Origin of the sequence: Streptomyces sp. NPDC001530, assembly GCF_042894545.1 — a bacterium.
Lineage (GTDB): Bacteria > Actinomycetota > Actinomycetes > Streptomycetales > Streptomycetaceae > Streptomyces.
On record NZ_JBIAVS010000041.1, the window covers coordinates 1 to 19,218 of the forward strand.

Annotated in this window: 16 protein-coding genes and 2 pseudogenes; 7 read left to right on the forward strand and 11 right to left on the reverse strand. The window is 71.5% G+C overall.

Annotated elements, in window-relative coordinates:
- Positions 1 to 539 (reverse strand): annotated as a pseudogene (locus ACFY0T_RS47140) (hypothetical protein); the annotation flags it as partial.
- Entirely contained in the window at positions 536 to 1,192 is a 657-nt protein-coding gene (locus tag ACFY0T_RS47145) for an RNA polymerase sigma factor (RefSeq protein ID WP_388884738.1), read from the reverse strand. The gene ACFY0T_RS47145 and the pseudogene ACFY0T_RS47140, both read right to left, overlap by 4 nt.
- Before the next feature lie 175 nt (positions 1,193 to 1,367).
- On the opposite strand from ACFY0T_RS47145, the gene ACFY0T_RS47150 reads away from it, so the two are divergent.
- Together ACFY0T_RS47150 and ACFY0T_RS47155 are read left to right on the forward strand one after the other, a co-directional pair.
- Positions 1,368 to 3,422 carry a pectinesterase family protein gene (locus ACFY0T_RS47150; RefSeq protein ID WP_388884739.1) on the forward strand — a complete coding sequence of 685 codons (2,055 nt, stop codon included), beginning with the start codon at positions 1,368 to 1,370 and terminating at the stop codon, positions 3,420 to 3,422.
- A gap of 97 nt (positions 3,423 to 3,519) precedes the next feature.
- Positions 3,520 to 4,118, forward strand: a pseudogene (locus ACFY0T_RS47155) (response regulator).
- Here the strand turns inward: ACFY0T_RS47155 and ACFY0T_RS47160 are convergent.
- The 4 genes from ACFY0T_RS47160 to ACFY0T_RS47175 form a co-directional block, all read right to left on the reverse strand.
- Positions 4,094 to 5,851: an ABC transporter ATP-binding protein gene (locus ACFY0T_RS47160; RefSeq protein ID WP_388884740.1), complete on the reverse strand. Its 1,758-nt coding sequence runs from the start codon at positions 5,849 to 5,851 to the stop codon at positions 4,094 to 4,096. The pseudogene ACFY0T_RS47155 and the gene ACFY0T_RS47160 sit on opposite strands and share 25 nt — an antisense overlap.
- A 93-nt stretch (positions 5,852 to 5,944) precedes the next feature.
- A complete protein-coding gene (locus tag ACFY0T_RS47165) occupies positions 5,945 to 6,082 on the reverse strand; it encodes a hypothetical protein (protein ID WP_388884741.1) in 138 nt (45 codons plus the stop codon).
- 235 nt (positions 6,083 to 6,317) lie between these two features.
- Positions 6,318 to 7,538: a DUF2993 domain-containing protein gene (locus tag ACFY0T_RS47170; RefSeq protein WP_388884742.1), complete on the reverse strand. Its 1,221-nt coding sequence runs from the start codon at positions 7,536 to 7,538 to the stop codon at positions 6,318 to 6,320.
- 58 nt (positions 7,539 to 7,596) lie between these two features.
- The gene (locus ACFY0T_RS47175; RefSeq protein ID WP_388884743.1) at positions 7,597 to 9,396 is read right to left on the reverse strand and encodes a bifunctional metallophosphatase/5'-nucleotidase; all 1,800 of its coding nucleotides are present in this window, start codon (positions 9,394 to 9,396) and stop codon (positions 7,597 to 7,599) included.
- Positions 9,397 to 9,617: 221 nt separating this feature from the next.
- Here ACFY0T_RS47175 and mshD point away from each other — a divergent pair, with 221 nt between their 5' ends.
- Positions 9,618 to 10,544, forward strand: a complete 927-nt coding sequence (gene mshD / locus ACFY0T_RS47180) for a mycothiol synthase (RefSeq protein ID WP_388884744.1) — start codon at positions 9,618 to 9,620, stop codon at positions 10,542 to 10,544.
- On the opposite strand, the gene ACFY0T_RS47185 is transcribed toward mshD, so the two are convergent.
- From ACFY0T_RS47185 to ACFY0T_RS47205, 5 genes are all read right to left on the reverse strand, one after another.
- On the reverse strand, positions 10,504 to 11,184 hold the full coding sequence (locus ACFY0T_RS47185) for an ABC transporter (protein WP_388884745.1): 681 nt from the start codon (positions 11,182 to 11,184) through the stop codon (positions 10,504 to 10,506). The genes mshD and ACFY0T_RS47185 overlap by 41 nt on opposite strands.
- Entirely contained in the window at positions 11,181 to 12,752 is a 1,572-nt protein-coding gene (locus ACFY0T_RS47190) for an ABC transporter permease (RefSeq protein ID WP_388884746.1), read from the reverse strand. Before ACFY0T_RS47190 ends, ACFY0T_RS47185 begins: the two co-directional genes overlap by 4 nt.
- Entirely contained in the window at positions 12,749 to 13,609 is an 861-nt protein-coding gene (locus ACFY0T_RS47195) for an ABC transporter ATP-binding protein (RefSeq protein WP_388884747.1), read from the reverse strand. The genes ACFY0T_RS47190 and ACFY0T_RS47195 overlap by 4 nt, the downstream gene beginning before the upstream one ends.
- Before the next feature lie 328 nt (positions 13,610 to 13,937).
- Positions 13,938 to 14,780 carry a zf-HC2 domain-containing protein gene (locus tag ACFY0T_RS47200; protein WP_388884748.1) on the reverse strand — a complete coding sequence of 281 codons (843 nt, stop codon included), beginning with the start codon at positions 14,778 to 14,780 and terminating at the stop codon, positions 13,938 to 13,940.
- Positions 14,781 to 14,908: 128 nt separating this feature from the next.
- The gene (locus ACFY0T_RS47205) at positions 14,909 to 15,451 is read right to left on the reverse strand and encodes an RNA polymerase sigma factor (RefSeq protein WP_388884749.1); all 543 of its coding nucleotides are present in this window, start codon (positions 15,449 to 15,451) and stop codon (positions 14,909 to 14,911) included.
- A gap of 126 nt (positions 15,452 to 15,577) precedes the next feature.
- Here ACFY0T_RS47205 and ACFY0T_RS47210 point away from each other — a divergent pair, with 126 nt between their 5' ends.
- From ACFY0T_RS47210 to ACFY0T_RS47225, 4 genes are read left to right on the forward strand one after another with little or no spacing between them, the layout of a single operon-like run.
- A complete protein-coding gene (locus tag ACFY0T_RS47210; protein WP_388884750.1) occupies positions 15,578 to 15,988 on the forward strand; it encodes a GntR family transcriptional regulator in 411 nt (136 codons plus the stop codon).
- Complete coding sequence (locus tag ACFY0T_RS47215) at positions 15,985 to 16,884, forward strand: ABC transporter ATP-binding protein (protein WP_388884751.1); 900 nt, start codon at positions 15,985 to 15,987, stop codon at positions 16,882 to 16,884. The genes ACFY0T_RS47210 and ACFY0T_RS47215 overlap by 4 nt, the downstream gene beginning before the upstream one ends.
- Positions 16,881 to 17,909, forward strand: coding sequence for an ABC transporter permease (locus ACFY0T_RS47220; protein ID WP_388884752.1), 1,029 nt, complete (start codon positions 16,881 to 16,883; stop codon positions 17,907 to 17,909). The genes ACFY0T_RS47215 and ACFY0T_RS47220 overlap by 4 nt, the downstream gene beginning before the upstream one ends.
- Positions 17,906 to 18,919: a hypothetical protein gene (locus ACFY0T_RS47225; protein WP_388884753.1), complete on the forward strand. Its 1,014-nt coding sequence runs from the start codon at positions 17,906 to 17,908 to the stop codon at positions 18,917 to 18,919. The genes ACFY0T_RS47220 and ACFY0T_RS47225 overlap by 4 nt, the downstream gene beginning before the upstream one ends.
- Positions 18,920 to 19,218: the final 299 nt, after the last annotated feature.

The following is a 19,218-nucleotide window of genomic DNA, read 5'->3' on the forward strand; positions in this document are numbered from 1 at the left end:
AGCGCGTGGCTGGCCAGGGTGGTCTTGTCGTCGACGGTCTTCAGGAAGGTGTCGGCCGTCTTGGACTCGATGTAGAGGTACTGGCCGGGCTCGACAGCCGGGTGGGACCCGTCGGCGGCCGCCAGCGAGATCTGGTCGAGCAGCTGCGGCACGCCCTTGGTGGTCGCCGTACCGACCTGAGTGGTCAGGGCCGGTCCGGTGGCGACACCGCCGCTCGCCTCGACCCCGCCGTCACCGCCGGACGTCGCCACCCCGGCGACGACTGCCGCGGCCAGGGCGGCGGCCATCGCCGGCAGCGCGATCGACGGGCGCGGCAGCCGGAAGCGCCGGGTCTTCGCCGACGCGGACACCGGGGCCGTGCCCGGCGTCGCCGCCGTACGCTCTTCCCGCTCGTTCTGCTGCATCTCGTGAATCTGGGCCATCAGGCGCTCCTTGTGGAACTGATGACGGCCCGTCGGCAGGTCACGCGCCGTCTGAGCGAAGAGCTGTGCGCCCTCTTCCCACTCGGCAGGGCTCTGCCGGGACGTGTTCGCGTTCATCGGTTTCCTTCCTGTGCGGGCCGGATCGCGTTTGTGTGATCGCCTCTTATCTGTCGGCCCGGGCGGCCGCCTTCCCGTTTTCCGCGATCTTTTTTGAGCGCCAACTCCCTTGCGTGGTGGGCCAGTTCGACGTCGGCGAGCGCCCGTAGCTTCTTGCGGGCCCGGGAGAGCCGGGAGGCGACCGTGCCCACCGGAATCCCGAGCGACTCCGCCGCGGCCTCGTAGTCCAGGCCCTCCCCCAGGCAGAGCGCGATGACCTCACGCTCCGGTCTGCGCAGCGCGGCGAGGGCGGTGAGCGCCGTCGCGAGGCGCCGCCGGTCGTCGACCCGGTCGGCCACCTCGTCGGCGTGGTCGGGCACCGACAGCTCGGCCGCGGCGGCCGCGTTGGCGGCCGCCCGGTAGCGCCGGTTGCTCCGGTACTGGTTGCGCGCGGTGTTGGTGGCGATGCCCAGCAGCCAGGGCCGCAGGGAGCCGCCCTCGGGGTCGACCTTGCCGCGCAGCCGCCACGCCTCCAGGAAGGTCGCGGCCATCACGTCCTCGGCCGTCGACCAGTCGACGGTCAGCCGGAAGGCATGGTTGTAGACCGCGCGGGCGTAGCTGTCGTAGAGCTCCGCGAACGCGCTCGATTCCCCGGCCCGTACCCGGGTTCGCATATGAGTGCTCACCTCAATGAGCTGTCCGGCACCCCACACCGACTTCCCGTGACCTGCGTCACATGCCACACGGCCCCTCCCCCGCGTCCGCTTTCTCCGTCGCGGCAACCTTTCCTCCACCGGCGGCGACCACCCAACGACCCTCCCCTCCACAGACGTTGAACGGGACGAACTCGTGAGTGACATACGCAGAGCACGCCACCGCAGGCGCAAGACCGCGCTGTACGTCGGTGTCCCCCTGGCCCTGACCGCCGCAGGAGCCATGGCCTACGGCGCCGTCTTCGGCATCTTCGGCGAGGACGCGAAGCCGAAGGCGTCTGCCGCGACCGCCGCCCCCGCGTGGGCCACGGCCGCCGCCGACGGGTTCGCGTCGGTCAACGCCCTGGGGCAGAACGGGACGTACGGCGGCCGCGACGGCAAGACCGTCACCGTGAAGACGCTCGCCGACCTGGAGAAGTACGCGACGGCGTCCGACCCGTACGTCATCGTCGTCGCCGCGACGATCAAGATGAACCCCGTCGGCAAGGAGATCAAGGTCCAGTCGAACAAGACCATCATCGGCTCCGGCACCGCCGGGCAGATCGACGGCGGCGGCTTCTTCCTCGGCCAGGGCGTGCACAACGTCATCATTCGCAACCTGACGATCCGGGACGCCTACCAGGGTGTCTGGAACGACAAGGAGCACGACTACGACGGCATCCAGATGGACGGCGCCCATCATGTGTGGATCGACCACAACGACATTCGCCACATGGCCGACGGGCTCATCGACAGCCGCAAGGACACCACCTACCTCACGGTGTCCTACAACAAGCTGAGCAATGAGAACAAAGCCTTCGGCATCGGCTGGACCGACAACACCACCGCCGACATCACGATCCACCACAACTGGATCCGCGAGACCGAGCAGCGCAACCCGTCCACCGACAACGTCGCCCACGCACACCTCTACAACAACTACCTCGAGGACGAGCCGGGCACCGCCATCAAGTCCTCGTACGGCAACTACGCGCGCGGCAACACCAAGATGGTCCTGGAGAACTCCTACTTCTCCGGCATGAACAACCCCGTCATCCGCGACAGCACGGCCACCCTCGTGCAGCGCGGCAGCGTCTTCTCCGGCACCAGCGGCCGCAACGAGAGCGGCGGCGGTACGGCGTTCGACCCGAAGACGTACTACGGCTACACGCTCGACAAGGCGGCGGACCTGCCCGCGCTACTCAAGACCGCCGCCGGGCCGCAGAGTTCACTCGGCACGGCGAGCACCACGGCAGCCGCCACCACCCTCACCGTGGCCAAGGACGGCACCGGCCAGTACAAGACCGTCCAGGCCGCCGTCGACGCCGTGCCCGCCAACAACACCTCGCGCGTGGTGATCTCCGTCAAGCCGGGAACGTACCGCGAGACGGTCAAGATCCCCGCCAACAAGCCGCACGTCACCCTCCAGGGCGCGGGCGGCAGCCGTAAGGACACGGTGATCGTCTTCGACAACGCGGCCGGTACGAAGAAGCCGGACGGCACGACGTACGGCACCCCGGGCAGCGCCACCGTCGCCGTCCAGGCCGATGACTTCCAGGCCCGCAACCTGACCATCTCCAACGACTTCGACGAAGCGAAGCACCAGGACATCGCCAACCAGGCGGTGGCGCTGCTCACCGCCGCCGACAAGGTCCTCCTCGACGGAGTGATCGTGACCGGTGACCAGGACACCCTGGAAATGGAGACCGCCGCCGCGGACAAGCTCGGGCGCGTCTACGTCACCAACTCCTACATCACGGGCAACGTCGACTTCATCTTCGGCCGCGCCACCGCCGTGGTCGACAAGTCGGTGATCACCCTGAAGAAGCGCTGGAACGGCACCTCGGCCGGCTACATCACCGCGCCGAGCACTCCCGCGGACCGCAAGGGCATCCTGATCAATCGCTCGGCGGTGACCGGCGACGTGGACGCGAAGAGCTTCTTCCTCGGCCGCAACTGGCACCCGAGCGGCAGCACCACGGTCGACCCGCAGGCCACCGTCCGCAACTCCACGCTCAGCGCCGCGATCAAGTCGACCCCGTGGTCCGACATGGGCGGCTTCTCGTGGAAGGACGACCGTTTCGCCGAGTACAAGAACACCGGCGCGGGCGCGGGCGCCGCGAGCAGCGACCGTCCGCAGCTGACCGACGCGCAGGCCGCCGGCCAGACGGTCTCGGCGTGGCTGGGCGACTGGACGCCCACCGCCTCATGACGCACGGCACCAAACGGCACCGGTGGGGAGGCTGGGCCCCCAGCCTCCCCACACCCGTCTCCAAGCCGCGCCACAGCCCCCGTGACACGTGGGTGGCATGGCGCGGAAGATCCTGCCGGCCGACGACGACGTGGCCGTACGTGAGGGGCTCGGCCGGCTGCTCAGGTCCGAGGGATACGAGACCGTCCTCGCCGGGGACGGGCACGAGGCCCTCGACCTGGTGGCCGGGCCGGACGAGCGCCCCGACCTGGTGCTGATGGACGTCACCATGTCCGGGCTCGACGGGCCGGCCGCCACCCGGCGAGTCCGGGCCTCCGGGTCCACCGTCCCGATCCTCGTGATCACCGGTCGGGACGCCGTCGGCGACCGTATCGTCGCGCTCGACAACGGCGCCGACGGCTACCTGATGAAACCGTTCGCGAGCGAGGAACTCCTCGCACGGGTACGGGCGTTGCCGCGCCGCAGTCGGCGGCGGGAGCCCACGGACGCGGCCCCGGCCCCCGGCGACCTGCTCTCCTTCGAGGACATCGCCATGGACCCGCGCACCCGGGCGGTCACCCGCGCCGGCCACCCCCTCGCCCTCGCCAGGCCGGGTGCCGCAGCAGGTATCCGCGCCGGAAGACGGAGAGCCACGGCGGACCGCGGCTCATCCACACCGTGCGGGGCCTCGGCTACACGCTCCGCGCCGCGACATAGTCGAGCTCGGGCGTCGCGAGGCGCGCGTACGCCCCGCCGTACGCCATCAGTTCGTCGTGCGTGCCCGCCTCCACCAGGCGTCCGCCGTCCACGACCAGGATGCGGTCGGCGTCGGGGGCCAGCGACAGATCGTGCGTGATCATGATGGTCGTACGGCCCGCCATCAGCCGGCGCAGCGGCTGCACCACCCGGCGCGCGGCGACCGAGTCGAGCCCGGCCGTCGGCTCGTCGAGGACGAGGACGGGGGCGCCGCGCAGCATGGCGCGGGCGATGGCGATCCGCTGGAGCTGACCGCCGGAGAGCGTGGCCGTGCCGGGCGCGATCTCGGTGTCGTACCCCTCCGGAAGCGCGCTGATGAACTCGTGCGCGACGGCGTCCCGCGCGGCCCGCTCGATGTCGCCCTGGGAAGCCCCCGGCCGTCCGCACTCGATGTTCTCGCGGATCGTGCCGCGCAGGATGAGGGTCTCCTGCGGCAGCAGCGCGACGTTCTCGCGCAGGAACTCCAGGGGTACGTCGGTGAGCGGGACGCCGTCGAGGCAGATCACGCCGGCCGTGGGGTCGTAGAAGCGGGTGAGGAGCTTGGCGAGCGTGGACTTTCCGGCGCCGCTGGGGCCGGTGACGATGACGAGTTCACCGGGGCCCGCCGTGAAGGTCACGTCGTGCAGACAGTCGCGCTCGGCGCCGCCCGGGTAGCGGAACGACGCGCCGTGGAAGCTGACCCAGCCGCGTACGGGCCACTCCCGCACCGGGTCGGCGGGGTCGGTGACGGCGGGCTCGGCGTCCAGGATCTCCTGGAGCCGCTCGGCGCCGGCGGTGGCGGCGGTGAGGGTGAGGCCGAGCTGTCCGAGGTTGCGGATCGGCGGATACAGATACCCGAGGAAGGCGGCGAAGGCGAGCAGCTGCCCCAGCGACATGCGCCCTTGAGAGATCTCCCAGGCGCCGAGGCCGATCACCGCGAGCACGCACACCGTCTCGACGACCTCGACGAACTGCTCGTACATCTCGCTCGCCCGCGCCCCGCGCACGGACGCCCGCATCCAGGCGCGCGCCTCCCGGTCGAGCCGCCTCTCCTCGGCCCGCCGACGGTTGTACGCCTGCGTCAGCACCACATTGCCGAGCGACTCCTCGACGACGGAGGTGATCGCGCCGTCGGCGGCCCGCTCCTCCTGGGAAGCGGTCCTGATCCGCCCGGAGAAACGCCGGGCGGCGACGAGGAAGAGGGGAGCGAGGACGAAGGTGACGAGGGCGAGATCCCAGCGCAGCCAGAGAGCGGCGGTGGCATAGAAGACCGCCGAGAAGGCGGCGGAGACCGTTCCGACGACCCCCGACACGACCATCTGCTCGATGGCCTCGACATCACCGGTGAGCCGTTCGACGAGATCACCTTGCCGGTGCTTCTGGAAGAAGTCGGGCGGCAGATCCTGAACGTGCCGGAACACTCCCGCGCGCAGCCGCAGCACGAATCTCTCCGCGGTCCAGACGGCGAGGGAGTTGCCGAGATACCCGACCAGCGCGCCGAGCACGGCGACGCCGAGCCAGGCCCCTGCGGGCCCCCAGAACGCGGAAAGCGACCCTGCTTTCAGGGCATGGTCGGTGAGTTCCGCGAAGAGCAGGATGGACGCCGTCTCGGCGAGCGCGGCGATGACCACGCAGCCGGTGATCAGCACGAGCCACTTACGGTCCCCGCGCGTGAGCGGCCAGAAGCGCGCGAACGCTTCCTTCACTTCCCGCATGTCAACTCCCTTTTCCCTCCGGAACACGGCCGAGGCGGGGCCACCGGAAGAATTCCGGGGCCCCGCCTCGCAGCGGCTGCTAAGCGGGGTCGCTTAGCGGCCCTGACGGCCCACCGGGCGCGGCTTCGGAGCGGCGGCCTTCTTGGCGGCGGGCTTGGGCGCGGGCTTGCCGAGGTGCTTGGGAGCGGCCTTGTGGTGCTTCTTGACGGGGGCGATCTTGTGGAAGCTCATGGGGTTCTCCTTCTTCCCAGTGGGTGAATTCCCTTTGTCGTTCGCACTGTTCGCTTTCGACATGGAAAACACTACGGGACTCCGGACCCGGAAATCGCCCATTCGGCTTAGACCTCAATGAATTGCGGCTGAAACCGAATTTCAGGCGATCCGGGGAACCAATCCACCGCTTACACAGAATTTATGACGGGCCTCACCTGGAAATTACCTAGGGAATTGCCAGCCTCATTCATGCTCAGCGCCCGATGGCCAGGGACGCCCCCGTCACCCGCACCCGGATCCCGTCCTTCTCCACCCGGACGTCGCGCAGCCGCAGCTCGCCGTCCTGCGGGTGCGGGAGGCGGAAGCCGAGGGAGAGCTGGTCCGCGAGGACGGGGCGGGTGAGGGAGGAGAGGCCTGCGAGGAGGGCCGGGTCGTAGCCGAGGAGCTTCAGGAGCTCCGGGTGGCCGGCCGCCAGGTCGATGAGGTTCAGGCGCATCGCCTGGCGGGCGAAGTCCGCGGAACCCGTCAGCGCCGCGAGCCTGGTGTCGTCACGCAGAGCCTCCTGGAGCGTGGCGTCCGGGACGCCGAGGCGCCGCACGATCGACGGGACGGACAGCAGAGCCTTCGCCTTGGCGGTTTCCTTCGTGAGGCGGGCAGCCCCCCGCTGGGTGAGGTGGAGCCCCTCGGAGGCACGGACGCCCGGGCGGTACGTCGCCACGTCTCCGATGTCCAGGCGCATTCCGCCGATCCGCGTCGAGATCCCACGCTCACCGTCGCGGCGGATCCGGGCATCGGCCCGCACCCTCACTTCGTGCCCGGCCACCGGCAACGTGCCGCGCGCCCGGACCCGATCATGGCCATGACCCGTGAACGTCACCTGGGACGCGCCGAGTTCGCGGTGCAGATCGTCGAAGGAGAGCAGCACCTCGCCGTGCAGCTCGGGGATACGGGCGCCGCGTAAGGCGGTCAGGCCGTCGCTGTCGAGCCGTATGCCCGTCGCCGTCGCCGACACCTTCGCCAGCGAGACCCGGTCGGCGGCCACGTCCGGCACGGTCACCTTCACGGAGTCCAGCCGGTCGTCCGCGAGTTGGGTGAGGAAGGGGAAGCCACCGATCTCGACCTCGGGAGCGGCGGTCAGGTGCAGCTGGTCCTTGAGCCGCTCCCCCGCCTGGTGCTCGGCGTACAGCAGCGCCCAGCGGTCGGCGAGGGTGACGAAGGCGGCGAGGGACAGGACGAGGACGGCCGCCTTCGTCGCGAACGGCAGTCCGGCGAAGCGTTTTCGGCGGCGCCGGCTGCCCCGGCGGTGGTTGGGCGGGGCCCACGCGTCGTCCTGCTCGTTCCCGGGCTCGTCGTCGTACTCGTCCTCGTCCTCGTCCTCGTGGAGGAACTCCTCCAGCGGACCGTCGTCCAGAGCGGCGAGTTCTTCATAGGGGTTTGTATAGGGATGCGTTGTTATGCGGTGGGGGGTACGCATCGTCTCATCCGACCATGCGTACCGCCCCTGTCCGCAACCGCTACCGCCCGTATGCGATCTACTTCACGATCGTGATCCGGTCCGCAGTCGGCACCGGATACGGCGTCGCAGCCGATGAGTTGGCCGTCAGGTAGGACTCGAAGGCCGCCAGGTCGTCGCCGCCGACGACCATGTTCGCGCCCTTGCCGAGTTCGGCGAAGCCGTCGCCGCCGCCCGCGAGGAAGGAGTTCATCGCGACGCGGTAGGTGGCGGTGGGGTCGATGGCCGTGCCGTTGAGCTTGACGGAGTCCGCCACGACTCGCGCGGCGCCCGTCTTCGTCAGGTCCAGGGTGTAGGTCAGGCCGCTCGAGATCTGGAGGATCTTCGGAGCCGCCTCGTTCGCGCCGCTGACCTGCTGCTGGAGGGCGGTGAGCAGCTGGGCACCGGTGAGGTTCACCAGGTTGACCGTGTTGGAGAAGGGCTGGACCGTGTACGCCTCGCCGTACGTCACCACGCCGTCGCCTTCACTGCCGCTCGCCGTGTAGGTGAGCCCGGCACGGATGCCGCCCGGGTTCATCACCGCGAGGTCGGCCTCGGGGTCCACGGACTTGGCGTACGCGAGCTGCGCGTCGGCGATCAGGTCGCCGAGCGGGGACTCGGTGCCGGTGTTGCCGATCTCGCCCGCGATGTGGCCGATGGGGCGCGAGGCGACCGGGGCGGCGAGGGTCTTCCACTTGGTGATCAGGGCCGTCATGTCGGCGGCCTTCGCGACGTCACGGGTGACGACGTGGTTCGCGGACTTCACCGCCGTACGGGCGATGTCGCCGGTCCAGCGGTCGTACGTCAGCGTCGTGTCCGTGTAGAGGCGGCCGAAGGACGAGGCCGAGGTGACCATGCGGGGGTTGCCCGCCGGGTCGGGGATGGTGCAGGCGTACGCCTGGTGGGTGTGGCCGGTGACCAGCGCGTCCACGGCCGGGGTGATGTTCTTGGCGATGTCGACGATCGGGCCGGAGATGCCGTCGCCGGCGCCGGGGCTGTCGCAGTCGTAGTTGTACGCCGTCGAGGCGGGGGCGCCGCCCTCGTGGATCAGCGCGACGATCGACTTCACGCCCTGGTACTGGAGCACCTTGGCGTACTTGTTGATCGTCTCGACCTCGTCGCCGAACTTCAGGCCCTTGACGCCGTCGGCGGAGACGATGTTCGGGGTGCCCTCCAGGGTCACGCCGATGAAGCCGACCTTGACGCCGTTCTTCTTCCACACCCAGTAGGGCTTGAGGATCGGCTTGCCGGTCTTCTCGTCGGTGACGTTCGCCGCGAGGTAGGGGAAATTGGCGCCGGTGAACTCTTCGCTGTCGTCGTAACAGCCGTCCGTCGGGTGGCAGCCGCCGTTCTGCAGGCGGGCCAGTTCCTTGGCACCCTCGTCGAACTCGTGGTTGCCGACCGAGGTGACATCGAGGTCGAGGGCGTTCAGCGCGTCGATCGTCGGCTCGTCGTGGAAGAGGCCGGAGATCAGCGGGGAGGCGCCGACCATGTCACCGGCGGCGGCCGTGATCGAGTACCCGTTGTCCTTGCGAGCCTCGCGCAGATGCGTGGCCAGGTACTCCACACCGCCCGCGTCGATGGTCTTCGTCGTGCCGTCCGCCTGCCGCTCCGTGACACGGCCCGAGGAGCCGGACGGCGGCTCCAGATTGCCGTGCAGGTCGTTGAAGGACAGCAGCTGTACGTCCTGGTAGCGGCCGCTGCCCTGGTGGTGCAGCGGCGTGGCCTTGTCCTGGCCCGCGCTCGCGGGCATCGCCGCGGCCAGCGCGCCGACGGTGGCAAGGCCGGCGGCGGCCGCGAGGAGGCGATGGGTACGTCTGTGCCGGGGAGTCGGCGACATGGGTTCCCCCCTGTGGGATCCGTGGAAGCTGGAAGAGCTGGAAGAGCTGATGAGCTGGAGACGCTGGAAGAGCCGTGGAAGCCCTCGGAGCCGTGGGACGACTGAAGGCTTGGCGCGCACTTTAGAATCAACGCGCGTAGCGCAACAGGGGGTTGAGGGTTACCAACAGGTTGCGGTCGAGGGCACTTCGCCATCAAACGGGCAGGCCTTACTCTCTAGCCATGACCAGCGACGACAGCGCCCTGCCCGCCCTCTCCCGCTCCATCGAGACCTACTCCGCGCTCTCCCCGGACCAGGCCGAGGACGTGATCCGGCTGCTCACGGAGGCCGCCCGGGCCGACGGGCAGCAGGCGGTGTCCGAGCAGGGGCGGCTCCAGCTGAAGGGCGGGGCCCGTGAAGGCGTACGGCATCTGCTGCTGACCGTCGGCGACCAGCTGGTCGGGTACGCGCAGCTGGAGGACACCGACCCGGTGGAGGCGCCGGCCGCCGAGCTGGTCGTGCACCCGGCGTACCGCGGGCACGGGCACGGGCGGGCGCTGGGCTCGGCGCTGCTCGCGGAGTCCGGGAAGCGGCTGCGGGTGTGGGCGCACGGCGGGCACTCGGCCGCCCGGCACCTCGCGCAGGTCCTCGGGCTCACCCTCTTCCGCGAACTGCGCCAGATGCGGCGGCCGTTGGCGGGCCTCGACCTGCCCCAGCCGAAGCTCCCGGACGGTGTGCACGTCCGCTCCTTCGTGCCGGGGCGGGACGACGCCGAATGGCTCGCGGTGAACGCCGAGGCGTTCGCCCATCACCCCGAGCAGGGCTCTCTCACCCAGCGCGATCTGGACGACCGGATGGCCGAGCCGTGGTTCGACCCGGCCGGGTTCTTCCTCGCCTTCCGCGGCGGCCGGCTCGTCGGCTTCCACTGGACCAAGGTCCACGCCGAGGAGCAGCTCGGCGAGGTGTACGTCCTGGGGGTGCACCCCGGCGCCCAGGGCGGCGGCCTCGGCAAGGCCCTCACCATGATCGGGCTCCATCACCTCGCCGCCCAGGGCCTGCCCACCGCGATGCTGTACGTCGACGCCGACAACAAGGCGGCGGTGACCGTGTACGAGCGGCTCGGCTTCATCACCCACGAGACGGACCTGATGTACCGGACGGAGTCGTAGCCCATCCCGGGCGGCGCCGGCGCGTGGGCTCCGTGAGGGCGTAGGCCCCCACCAGGGCCGCCGTGACCAGCAGCCCCGCCCACCGTTCGTGGGCGCCGTCCCAGCGCGGGTCGTCCGCCGTCACGAACAGCGCCCACCGGCCGGGCAGCAGCAGGGCCGAGGCGAACACCGTGCCCAGCAGCCCGGCCGACACCGCCGCCCCCGGCTCGGCCACGTCCGTGCACCGCACGGCCACGGCCGCGGCGGCCAGGGCCAGCACGGCGGTGGCGGCCGCCTCCAGGGTGATCGCGCCCACCGGGGGCCGGGCCTCCTCCGGTACGAGGAACAGGACGGCCGTCCACCAGAGCACGGCGAACGGGACGACGAGCGCCACCCGCAGACCGACGCGCACCGGGCGCCGGGTCGGCACCGCGGCCGTGGTGTGCCGGGCCGGGTCGTCCAGCAGGAAGGCCAGGCCCAGGCCGAGGGCGAGCGCGGCGGCACGCAGGAGGCCGAGGCAGAGCCGGGCGTCCGGGGCGCTGGACAGCATCCGCGGGATGCCGGTCAGCAGCAGCCCCAGCCCGGCACCCGCCACGAGGACCGACCAAGGCAGCGTGCGCCACATGGGCCGCAGCAGAGCCCGGATCACACGTGCCGTCACCCCTCGCACCTCTTGGCGTCCTCGGCGCCCGCGCGCGGCGCCGACGCTCCCAGCAGCTCGGCCACCCGGGCCGTCGACGTCTTCGGCGAGGTGAGTTCCGCCCAGTGGGCCTTCACCTTGGGGATCACGCTGTAACGGGGCTTGTGAAGCAACTCCCGTACGATCCTGGTCTGTTCGGCGGTCAGATAGACCGGGTTCGTGGGCGCGAGGGCGATCCCGGAGCCCTTGACGCTGTCGTCGAGGCGGACGTTGCGGAACACCGTCATCGGGTCGGACTCCGAGGCCAGGGCCAGCCACATGATGGTCACCGCGCGGGCGTCGCACCCTTCGTCACTGGATTCCTCGTCGCCCGCCACCAGCACCGAGGCGACGCCGACCGCGAACTCCGGGATCCGGTTGCCGCCCCACCGGGTGCCGACGGTCACCACGCCCGGCGTGGTGGACGGGTCGAGCGCGGCGTCGCCGTCCAGTCCGTAGCGGGCGTCGACCCGCTGCCGTACGGTCAGCCGCTCGCTCCCGGCGGCGCCGCCCGCGAGGGACTGGACGCGGTCGACGACCTCGGCCCAGTCGTCGGCCAGACCGGTCCACTCGGGGTAGGCGCAGTACGTCGACCTGCCGTGCGCGACGCACGACTGGACCTTCTCCGGGGTGTCGGACGCCTTCGCGCGGGCCACGGTCAGCCCGGCCGAGTCGCCCGGGGACTGCCCGGCGACACCGGCGACCGTCGCGGCGAGAGCGATCGCGGTCACCGCCTTGATGGTGCGCGTGCGGCCTCCGGCGCGCAGGACCGCGACGCCGAGCAGGAACACCACGAGCCCCACCAGATACATCGCGTGCCAGGCGGCCGGGCGGCCGATCAGGTCGGAGGGGAACGGGTCGGCCCCCTCCTCGGAGACGGCCGGGAACAGCCAGTGCACCCAGTGCGCGCCGTTCGTGGCCGTGTTCGCGAGGACGGTGACGACATAGGCGCCGACCACGAAGAGCGGGGCGAACAGCGAGGAGGGGACCAGCCGGGCGAGCAGGACGCCGAGGACTCCGGAGAGGAGGATCACCAGCGGGCCCACGGCCAGTTCGGCGGGTGAGCCGTGGCCGACCGCGCCCGGCTTCAGCGCCGCCCAGGTGAACTGGAAGGCGACGACCAGCGCGGTGAACATCGCGTACGGCACGACGGACAGCGCGTGTGCGACCGTGCGCCGCCACGGTTCCATGACCAGCACGTCGAAGTGCCGGTCGGTGCCGCGTCGGCGGGAGCGCAGGGCGGCCCGGTTGACGCAGACGAGCAGCGCGATGGCGAGGAGCAGGGGGCCGGTCTGGGTGGAGCGGTCGACGTCCTGGAGGGCCGGGTAGTCGTCCATGCCCTCGCGGCCGTTGAACAACTCCCAGCCGACGTAGGCGACGTACAGGACGAGGAAGGCGAACACTGATATCTGGAGGAGGAGTTCGCGTGCCTCGAAGCGGGCGAGTGCGAGGACGGCGGCCGTCCTGGTCTGCTGCCGGACCGGAGCGATCGGCCCCACCCCCGTGGGGGCCGCCTTCTCCGCAACCGTGCGGGTCACCACGTCGTTCATGCCGTCACCTCCGCGCTCTCACCGTCGAGGGTGAGCAAGTAGCCGTCTTCCAGGGTCGGTTCGAGGAGGTCGGCGCCCTGGGGTGGGTCGCCGACGTTGCGGAAGGAGCCCGTGCCCGTACGCCATCCCGCTCGCGCGCCCGGGTCGCGTTCCGTACTGCTCCACACCCGGCCCACCGCCCGCGCGGTCAGATCGGCGGGCGTGCCCTCGAAGCGGACGCTCCCGCGGGCCATGACGATCACGCGGTGGCAGAGCATCGCGACGTCCTCGGTCTGGTGGGTGGACAGGAGCACCGTCCGCCCTTCGCCCGCCTGGGCGATCAACTCCCGGAAGCGCATGCGCTGTTCGGGGTCGAGGCCGACGGTCGGCTCGTCGAGGACGAGGAAACCGGGGTCGCCGACGAGGGCGGCGGCCAGCGCGACCCGCTGGCGCATGCCGCCGGACAGCTTCTTGATGCGCTTGCTCCGTACGTCGGACAGGTCGACGGCGTCGAGCACGCGCCGCACCTCCCGGTGCCGGGCGGCGCGATCCGTCAGCTCCTTCAGGATCGCCACGTAGTCGACGAACTCGAAGGCCGAGAAGTCCGGGTGGAACCCGGGGGTCTGCGGCAGATAGCCGAGCGCGCGTCGCACGTTCAGGCGGCCGGCCGCGGTGGTCGGGTCGTGCCCGAGCACCGTGAAGGCCCCGCGGTCGGCGGGCACGGCGGTGGCGAGCACCCGCAACAGGGTGGTCTTGCCGGCCCCGTTGGGCCCGAGCAGCCCGGTGACGCCCTCGGTCAGCCGCAGCGAGACGTCGTCCAGGGCGACGGTTCCGCCGTAGCGGAGGGTCAGTCCGGAGGCGGAGACGGTGGGGGTCATGCGTGTGGTGCTCCTGTCGGAGAGGTGGACGGAGGGGTGGCCGGAGGGGTGGTGTGCCGCGCCTCCGTCCGGTGGGTGGGTCGAAGCCGTGTACCGGTACGTCCGCGCGTCGCCGCCGGACGGAGGGGTGCTGTGCCGCGCCTCGGCCGGTGGGTGGGTCGGGGCCGTGTGCCGGTACGTCCGCCCGTCGCCGCCGGACATACGGCCCGGTGCTGGTGGAGGTGGAGGTGTCCGGAGGGAGCCGTACGCGACGGGCATGTGACGTACCGGCACACGGCCCCTTCTGTGGGTGGGGACGTGGCGCCCGGTGGGGCGGAGGCGTCGGTCACTACCCCGCGCCCCGCTCGGAGAAGGGGTCATGAGTGGGTGAAGAGTCGAACCGGTCCCGTAGGAGATAGAGGAGCCCGGCGGCCAGTGCCGCGACGGCCCCGGCGACACCCTGTCCGGCCGCCGTGAACGGCGCGAGTGTCCCGCCGGTTCCGGTCCTCGCCTGCGCCGCCACCAGCAGCGCGATCCACGCCCCGCCGACGAGCGAGGGCGCGAGGACCGACCCCAGCCGGGGCATCAGCGCGAGTCCGGTCCCGGTGAGGGCGAGCGCGGGCAGCAGCCAGGCCAGCGCGCGCAGCCCGTACGAGGGGAGGGCGAGGGTCGCGAGTCCGTTCAGGCCCAGGCCTACGGTCAGTACGGCGACCGTGCGGATCATCAGCAGCCGGAAGCCGTGCATCGGCGAGACCACGGCCATCTCGTACGTCGGGTCGAGCGCGCGTCCGTACGACAGCGCGACCCCGGCGAGCGGGAGCAGCGGTGCGAGAGCCAGGAACAGGGTGGGGGTGGCCGCGGACCGCAGCGCGTTGGTCGCCACCACGGTCATCACGAGCACGGCGGTGACCGCGCCCAGCCAGGAGCGGCGCAGCACGGGGGTGGCCGCGAGGAGGCGTGCCGTGTGGTCGGCGACGCCGATGCGGGTGAGCAGCGACTCGACCGGCCCCCGGCGGGGGGCGTCCAGCTCGGCGTCGAGGCGCTCCCAGCCTGCGTCCAGTGCGGCCGGGTCGCTCACCGTGGCCAGGGTCTCGCGGCACTGTGCGCAGGAGGCGAGGTGGGTGTCTGCGGACCAGAGCCGGGGTGGGGTCAACTCGCCCTGTACGTAGGCTCGGAGGTCGGCTTCGTCCACGTGCCAGCGGCCGTCGGGGGTGACCGAACCTGCGGTTTTCGCCCCCTCCGCCCCTTCCCGTCCCGTCCTTGGGGGCTCCGCCCCCAAACCTCCGCTCCTCGAACGCCGGAGGGGCTGATTCCTCTCGCTCATGCCAACTCCTCCCGCAACTGCTTCCGGGCCCGCAGGGCCCGTGTCTTGACCGTGCCCGGCGGGATGCCGAGCAGGACGGCCGCTTCCCGGGTGGTGAGGCCGTCGATCACCGTGGCCTGGAGGACCGCGCGGAGTTCGGGCGAGAGCCGGGTCAGCGCGCCCGCGAGGTCGCCGTGCTCGACCCCGGCCAGCACGCGCTCCTCCGCCGACGCCTCATCGCGGTGCCGGAGGCGGGCCAGTGCCTGCCGGAGCCGGCCGCGGGCGCCGTCGCCGCGCAGGGTGTCGATCAGCCGTCGCGAGCCGATGCGCCACAGCCAGCCGGCCGCGTCGCCCTCCTCGCGGTAGCGGGCGGTGCCGCGCCACACGGCGAGGAAGGTCTCCTGCACGACGTCGTCGACGACCCCGGCGTCGGCGCACCGGCCGCGCAGCCGCGCGGTCAGCCACGGCGCGTACCGCCGGTACAGCTCCTCGAAGGCACGACGATCCCCGTCCGCCGCGATGGCCCGCAGCAGCTCCCCGTCGCTTCTCGTTTCCCTCACACCCCCTCATCGGACGGGCCCCGCCGATCGGTTCACGCATCCGCCCACGATTTTTTCGGTCTTGACTGCGGCCACCATGATGCACCACCCTTTCACTACTCAATTAGTGAAAGGGTGGTTGTCCGAGTGGTCGAGTACCGCATCGACCGGCGCAGCGGCGTCGCCACCTACGTCCAGATCGTCCAGCAGACCAAGCAGGCCCTTCGCCTGGGCCTGCTTGAACCGGGCGACAAGCTCCCCACGGCCCGCGAGGTCGTGGAAGCCACCGCCATCAACCCGAACACCGTCCTCAAGGCCTACCGCGAGCTGGAGCGCGAGGGTCTGGTCGAGGCCCGACGCGGCCTCGGCACCTTCGTGAAGCGCGCACTGGGCGCCGCCCCGGCCGACTCCCCGCTGCGCGCGGAGCTGGATGCCTGGGCCGCCAAGGCCCGCGAGGCCGGACTCGACCGCGACGACGTGGCGGCGCTCTTCACCGCCGTACTCGATGACCAGTTCACGCGACAGCCCCTCACGGGAGACAAGGGAGACCAGGAATGACCGACACCGCCATAGCGGCGGCCGCGTTGGGCAAGCGGTTCGGGCGCCGAGGGGGCTGGGCGCTGCGCGAGTGCGCCTTCCGGCTCCCGGCCGGACGGGTCTGCGCCGTCGTGGGTCCCAACGGCGCGGGCAAGTCGACCCTGCTGGCCCACGCGGCCGGACTGCTCGCCCCCACCGAGGGCTCCCTCACCGTGCTCGGCAGCCACCCGGCCGCCGCCCGCGAGCGCGTGGCGTACGTCGCCCAGGACAAGCCCCTGTATCCGCAGCTCACCGTCGCCGACACGCTGCGCCTGGGCCACGAGCTCAACCCGGCCCGCTGGGACGCCTCGGTCGCCGAGCGGATCACGTACGACGCCGGCGGCCTGGACCCGAAGGCGAGGATCCGTTCCCTCTCCGGAGGCCAGCGCACCCGTGTCGCGCTCGCTCTCGCGCTCGGCAAGCGGCCCGAACTCCTGCTCCTGGACGAGCCGATGGCCGACCTCGACCCGCTCGCCCGCCACGAGCTGATGGGCGTGCTGATGGCCGAGGCCGCGCAGTACGGCACCACGGTGGTGATGTCCTCGCACGTCATCGCCGAACTGGAGGGCTCCTGCGACTACTTGCTGCTGATCGGCGGCGGCCGGGTGCGCCTGGCGGGCGACCTGGACGACCTGCTGGCCGCGCACACCCTGACCACCGGTCCGGTCCGCGACCTCGCCCCGCACATGGTGGTCGAATCCCGCACCACAGGGCGGCAGTTGACCGCTCTGATCCGCCGTCAGGGCCCGCTCCCCGCGGACGGCGAGGACACCGCGCCCTCGCTGGAGGAACTGGTCCTCGCGCACCTGCGCAATCCCGAGGCCCCCGCGCTGCTCCTCGACCCCGCCCGCACCCCCGCCCAGGAGCCCGCCGTATGACCGCCCTCGCCACCACCGGCACCCCGGCGGCGCCCGCCCACCACCCTCCGTCGGCCACGCGCGGCCTGGTCCGTACGGTGCTGCGGCTGCACCGCCCGGCCCTGTACCTCGGCGTCGGCGTGTTCGTCGCGCTCGCGGCCGTGCTGCTGTGGCTGTACGGCCCGCTCACCGACGCGGCGGCCACGGCATGGCGGCAGTACGACCGCTGCCAGGCGGCCACCTGCGCGTACGACCAGGACGCGATCACCACGTACAAGTCGGTCTACCAGAACGCCACCCTCGTGTTGACCTACCTGCCGTTCGCCGTCGCCGCCTGGGCGGGCGCCGCCCTGGTCGGACGCGAAATGGAGAACGGCACCGCCGCGCTCGCCTGGACCCAGTCGGTCTCCCCGGCGCGCTGGCTGGCGGTCAAGCTGGCGGTCCCGGCCGTGCTGATCACCGCGGGGACGAGCGTGCTGGTGCTGCTGCACCGCCTGGTGTGGTTCAAGGGCCGCGGCAGGATCGACACCGCCAAGCCCTGGACCGACGTGTTCACCTTCCACACCAACGGCCCGACCACCGTCGCCTTCGCCCTGTTCGGGCTGGGCAGCGGCGCCCTCGTGGGCCTGGTGCTGCGCCGCTCGCTGGCCGCGCTGCTCCTCTCCGCGCTGGGGACGGCAGCCGCCTGGGCCGGCGTCACCCTGGCGCTGCCTTACCTGTGGCCGTCGGTGACGACCCTCACCGACCTCACCCACGCGGGCCCCAGGAGCCTCGGCTTCACCGCCGACGAGGGTGTGCTCACCTCCACCGGCGCCCGCATCCCCAACCCGAACTGCGGCACCAGCAACGCCCCCGCGTGCCGCGCCGTCTACGACGAGCTCGACGCGGTCAGCTACTACAGCGACTCCCATCCCTTCTCCCATTACGGGCCGCTCCAGCTCGTGGCGACCGCCCTGCTGCTCGCCGTCACCGCGCTCGCGGTCCTCGTCGCCTTCCGGCTGCTGGGGCACCGCACCGGCGCCGCCACGAAGGGAGCCGCCGCATGAGCACCCTCACCGTCAGAGACACGGTCGCCCGCAGGCGCAAGAGCGACGGCGGCGCGTTCGGCGGCCTCCCCTGGACCGTCCTGCGCCTGCACCGCACGGCCCTGCTGCTCTGGGCCGCCGTCCTGCTCGCCGGCGTGGGCGTCCTGATCTGGATGTACGCCATCGGCGCCGACGCCCAGGCGGGCCTCGGCCCCTGCGCCATGCCGGCCACCGACACCCTGCCGAGCTGCTCGACGCTCGAGGCGCTCAACGCCGACGAGACCTATGGAATCGGCCTCGGCCTCACCGGCATCGCCCTCTCGTGCCTGATGTTCCCGGTCGCCGCCTGGGCGGGCGCCGCGCTGATCGGCCGCGAGCTGGAGAGCGGGACCGCGCAGCTGGCCTGGACCCAGTCCGTCACTCCGATGCGCTGGCTCACCGCCAAGCTCGCCGTCCCGGCGGCCCTGCTCACCACCGGCGCCACCCTGCTGGTCCTCCTCAACGTCTGGGCCCGCCGGGACGACAACCCGAACCTGGTCGGCGACTGGTACAACTCCAGCGTCTTCGTCTCCACCGGCCCGGTCGCCGTCGCCTCGGTCCTCGCAGGCCTCGCCCTCGGCGCGCTCGCGGGCCTGGCCGTCAAAAAGACCCTGCCCGCGGCGGGCGTGGCCTTCGCGGCGACGCTGGTCCTCTACAACGTGCTCGACTGGTACCGGCCGAGCCTGTGGCCCGCCGACACCGTCACCGGACGGGCCGCACTGCACCTCCCACGCTCTTCCCTGGTCCTCGAGCACGGCGCCGTCACCGACACCGGCGAGCGCGTCGGCAACAACCTGGCCTGCATCGACTCCGACAGCGCCGCCGACATCAAGGCCTGCATGACCCGCTCAGGGCTGACCGACTTCTGGGCCACGCACCACCCGGAGTCCCACTTCTGGCCCCTCCAGCTCATGGAGAGCGGCGTGCTCCTCGCCGTCGCGGGCCTCGCGACCGTGATCGCCTTCCGGCTGCTGCGCCGCCGGACTCCTTAGGCCGCCGGGCACCCCCTGATACGTACGCACCTCACGGGGGTGGGCGCGTACGCGGCTCCCGGACATGTAGACGTCCGGGAGCCGCTCCCCGCTATCCCGCACGTCATGTCGTCTTAACCGTCGATTCAGGTGACCTTGCGACGCTCAAGCAATGAATCCCGCCGTGCCCGAGCCTTCGCCTCCGCCGGAGAACAAGTCCTCGCCGACGACGGGGAGTGAGCGTACGCCAGTGATGCGGAACGGGAATTTCCGCATCACCCCGCTGCCGCGCGCCCTCTCCGACGCGCCGGTCTCGCTCC

Bases quoted from the DNA above. Each gene is read 5' to 3' on its own strand.
- mshD (WP_388884744.1), top strand. From the start codon at position 9,618: ATGACCAGCGACGACAGCGCCCTGCCCGCCCTCTCCCGCTCCATCGAG.
- ACFY0T_RS47225 (WP_388884753.1), top strand. From the start codon at position 17,906: ATGAGCACCCTCACCGTCAGAGACACGGTCGCCCGCAGGCGCAAGAGC.
- ACFY0T_RS47215 (WP_388884751.1), top strand. From the start codon at position 15,985: ATGACCGACACCGCCATAGCGGCGGCCGCGTTGGGCAAGCGGTTCGGG.
- ACFY0T_RS47165 (WP_388884741.1), bottom strand. From the start codon at position 6,082: ATGAGCTTCCACAAGATCGCCCCCGTCAAGAAGCACCACAAGGCCGCT.
- ACFY0T_RS47190 (WP_388884746.1), bottom strand. From the start codon at position 12,752: ATGAACGACGTGGTGACCCGCACGGTTGCGGAGAAGGCGGCCCCCACG.
- ACFY0T_RS47160 (WP_388884740.1), bottom strand. From the start codon at position 5,851: ATGCGGGAAGTGAAGGAAGCGTTCGCGCGCTTCTGGCCGCTCACGCGC.
- ACFY0T_RS47145 (WP_388884738.1), bottom strand. From the start codon at position 1,192: ATGCGAACCCGGGTACGGGCCGGGGAATCGAGCGCGTTCGCGGAGCTC.
- ACFY0T_RS47220 (WP_388884752.1), top strand. From the start codon at position 16,881: ATGACCGCCCTCGCCACCACCGGCACCCCGGCGGCGCCCGCCCACCAC.
- ACFY0T_RS47175 (WP_388884743.1), bottom strand. From the start codon at position 9,396: ATGTCGCCGACTCCCCGGCACAGACGTACCCATCGCCTCCTCGCGGCC.
- ACFY0T_RS47195 (WP_388884747.1), bottom strand. From the start codon at position 13,609: ATGACCCCCACCGTCTCCGCCTCCGGACTGACCCTCCGCTACGGCGGA.
- ACFY0T_RS47170 (WP_388884742.1), bottom strand. From the start codon at position 7,538: ATGCGTACCCCCCACCGCATAACAACGCATCCCTATACAAACCCCTAT.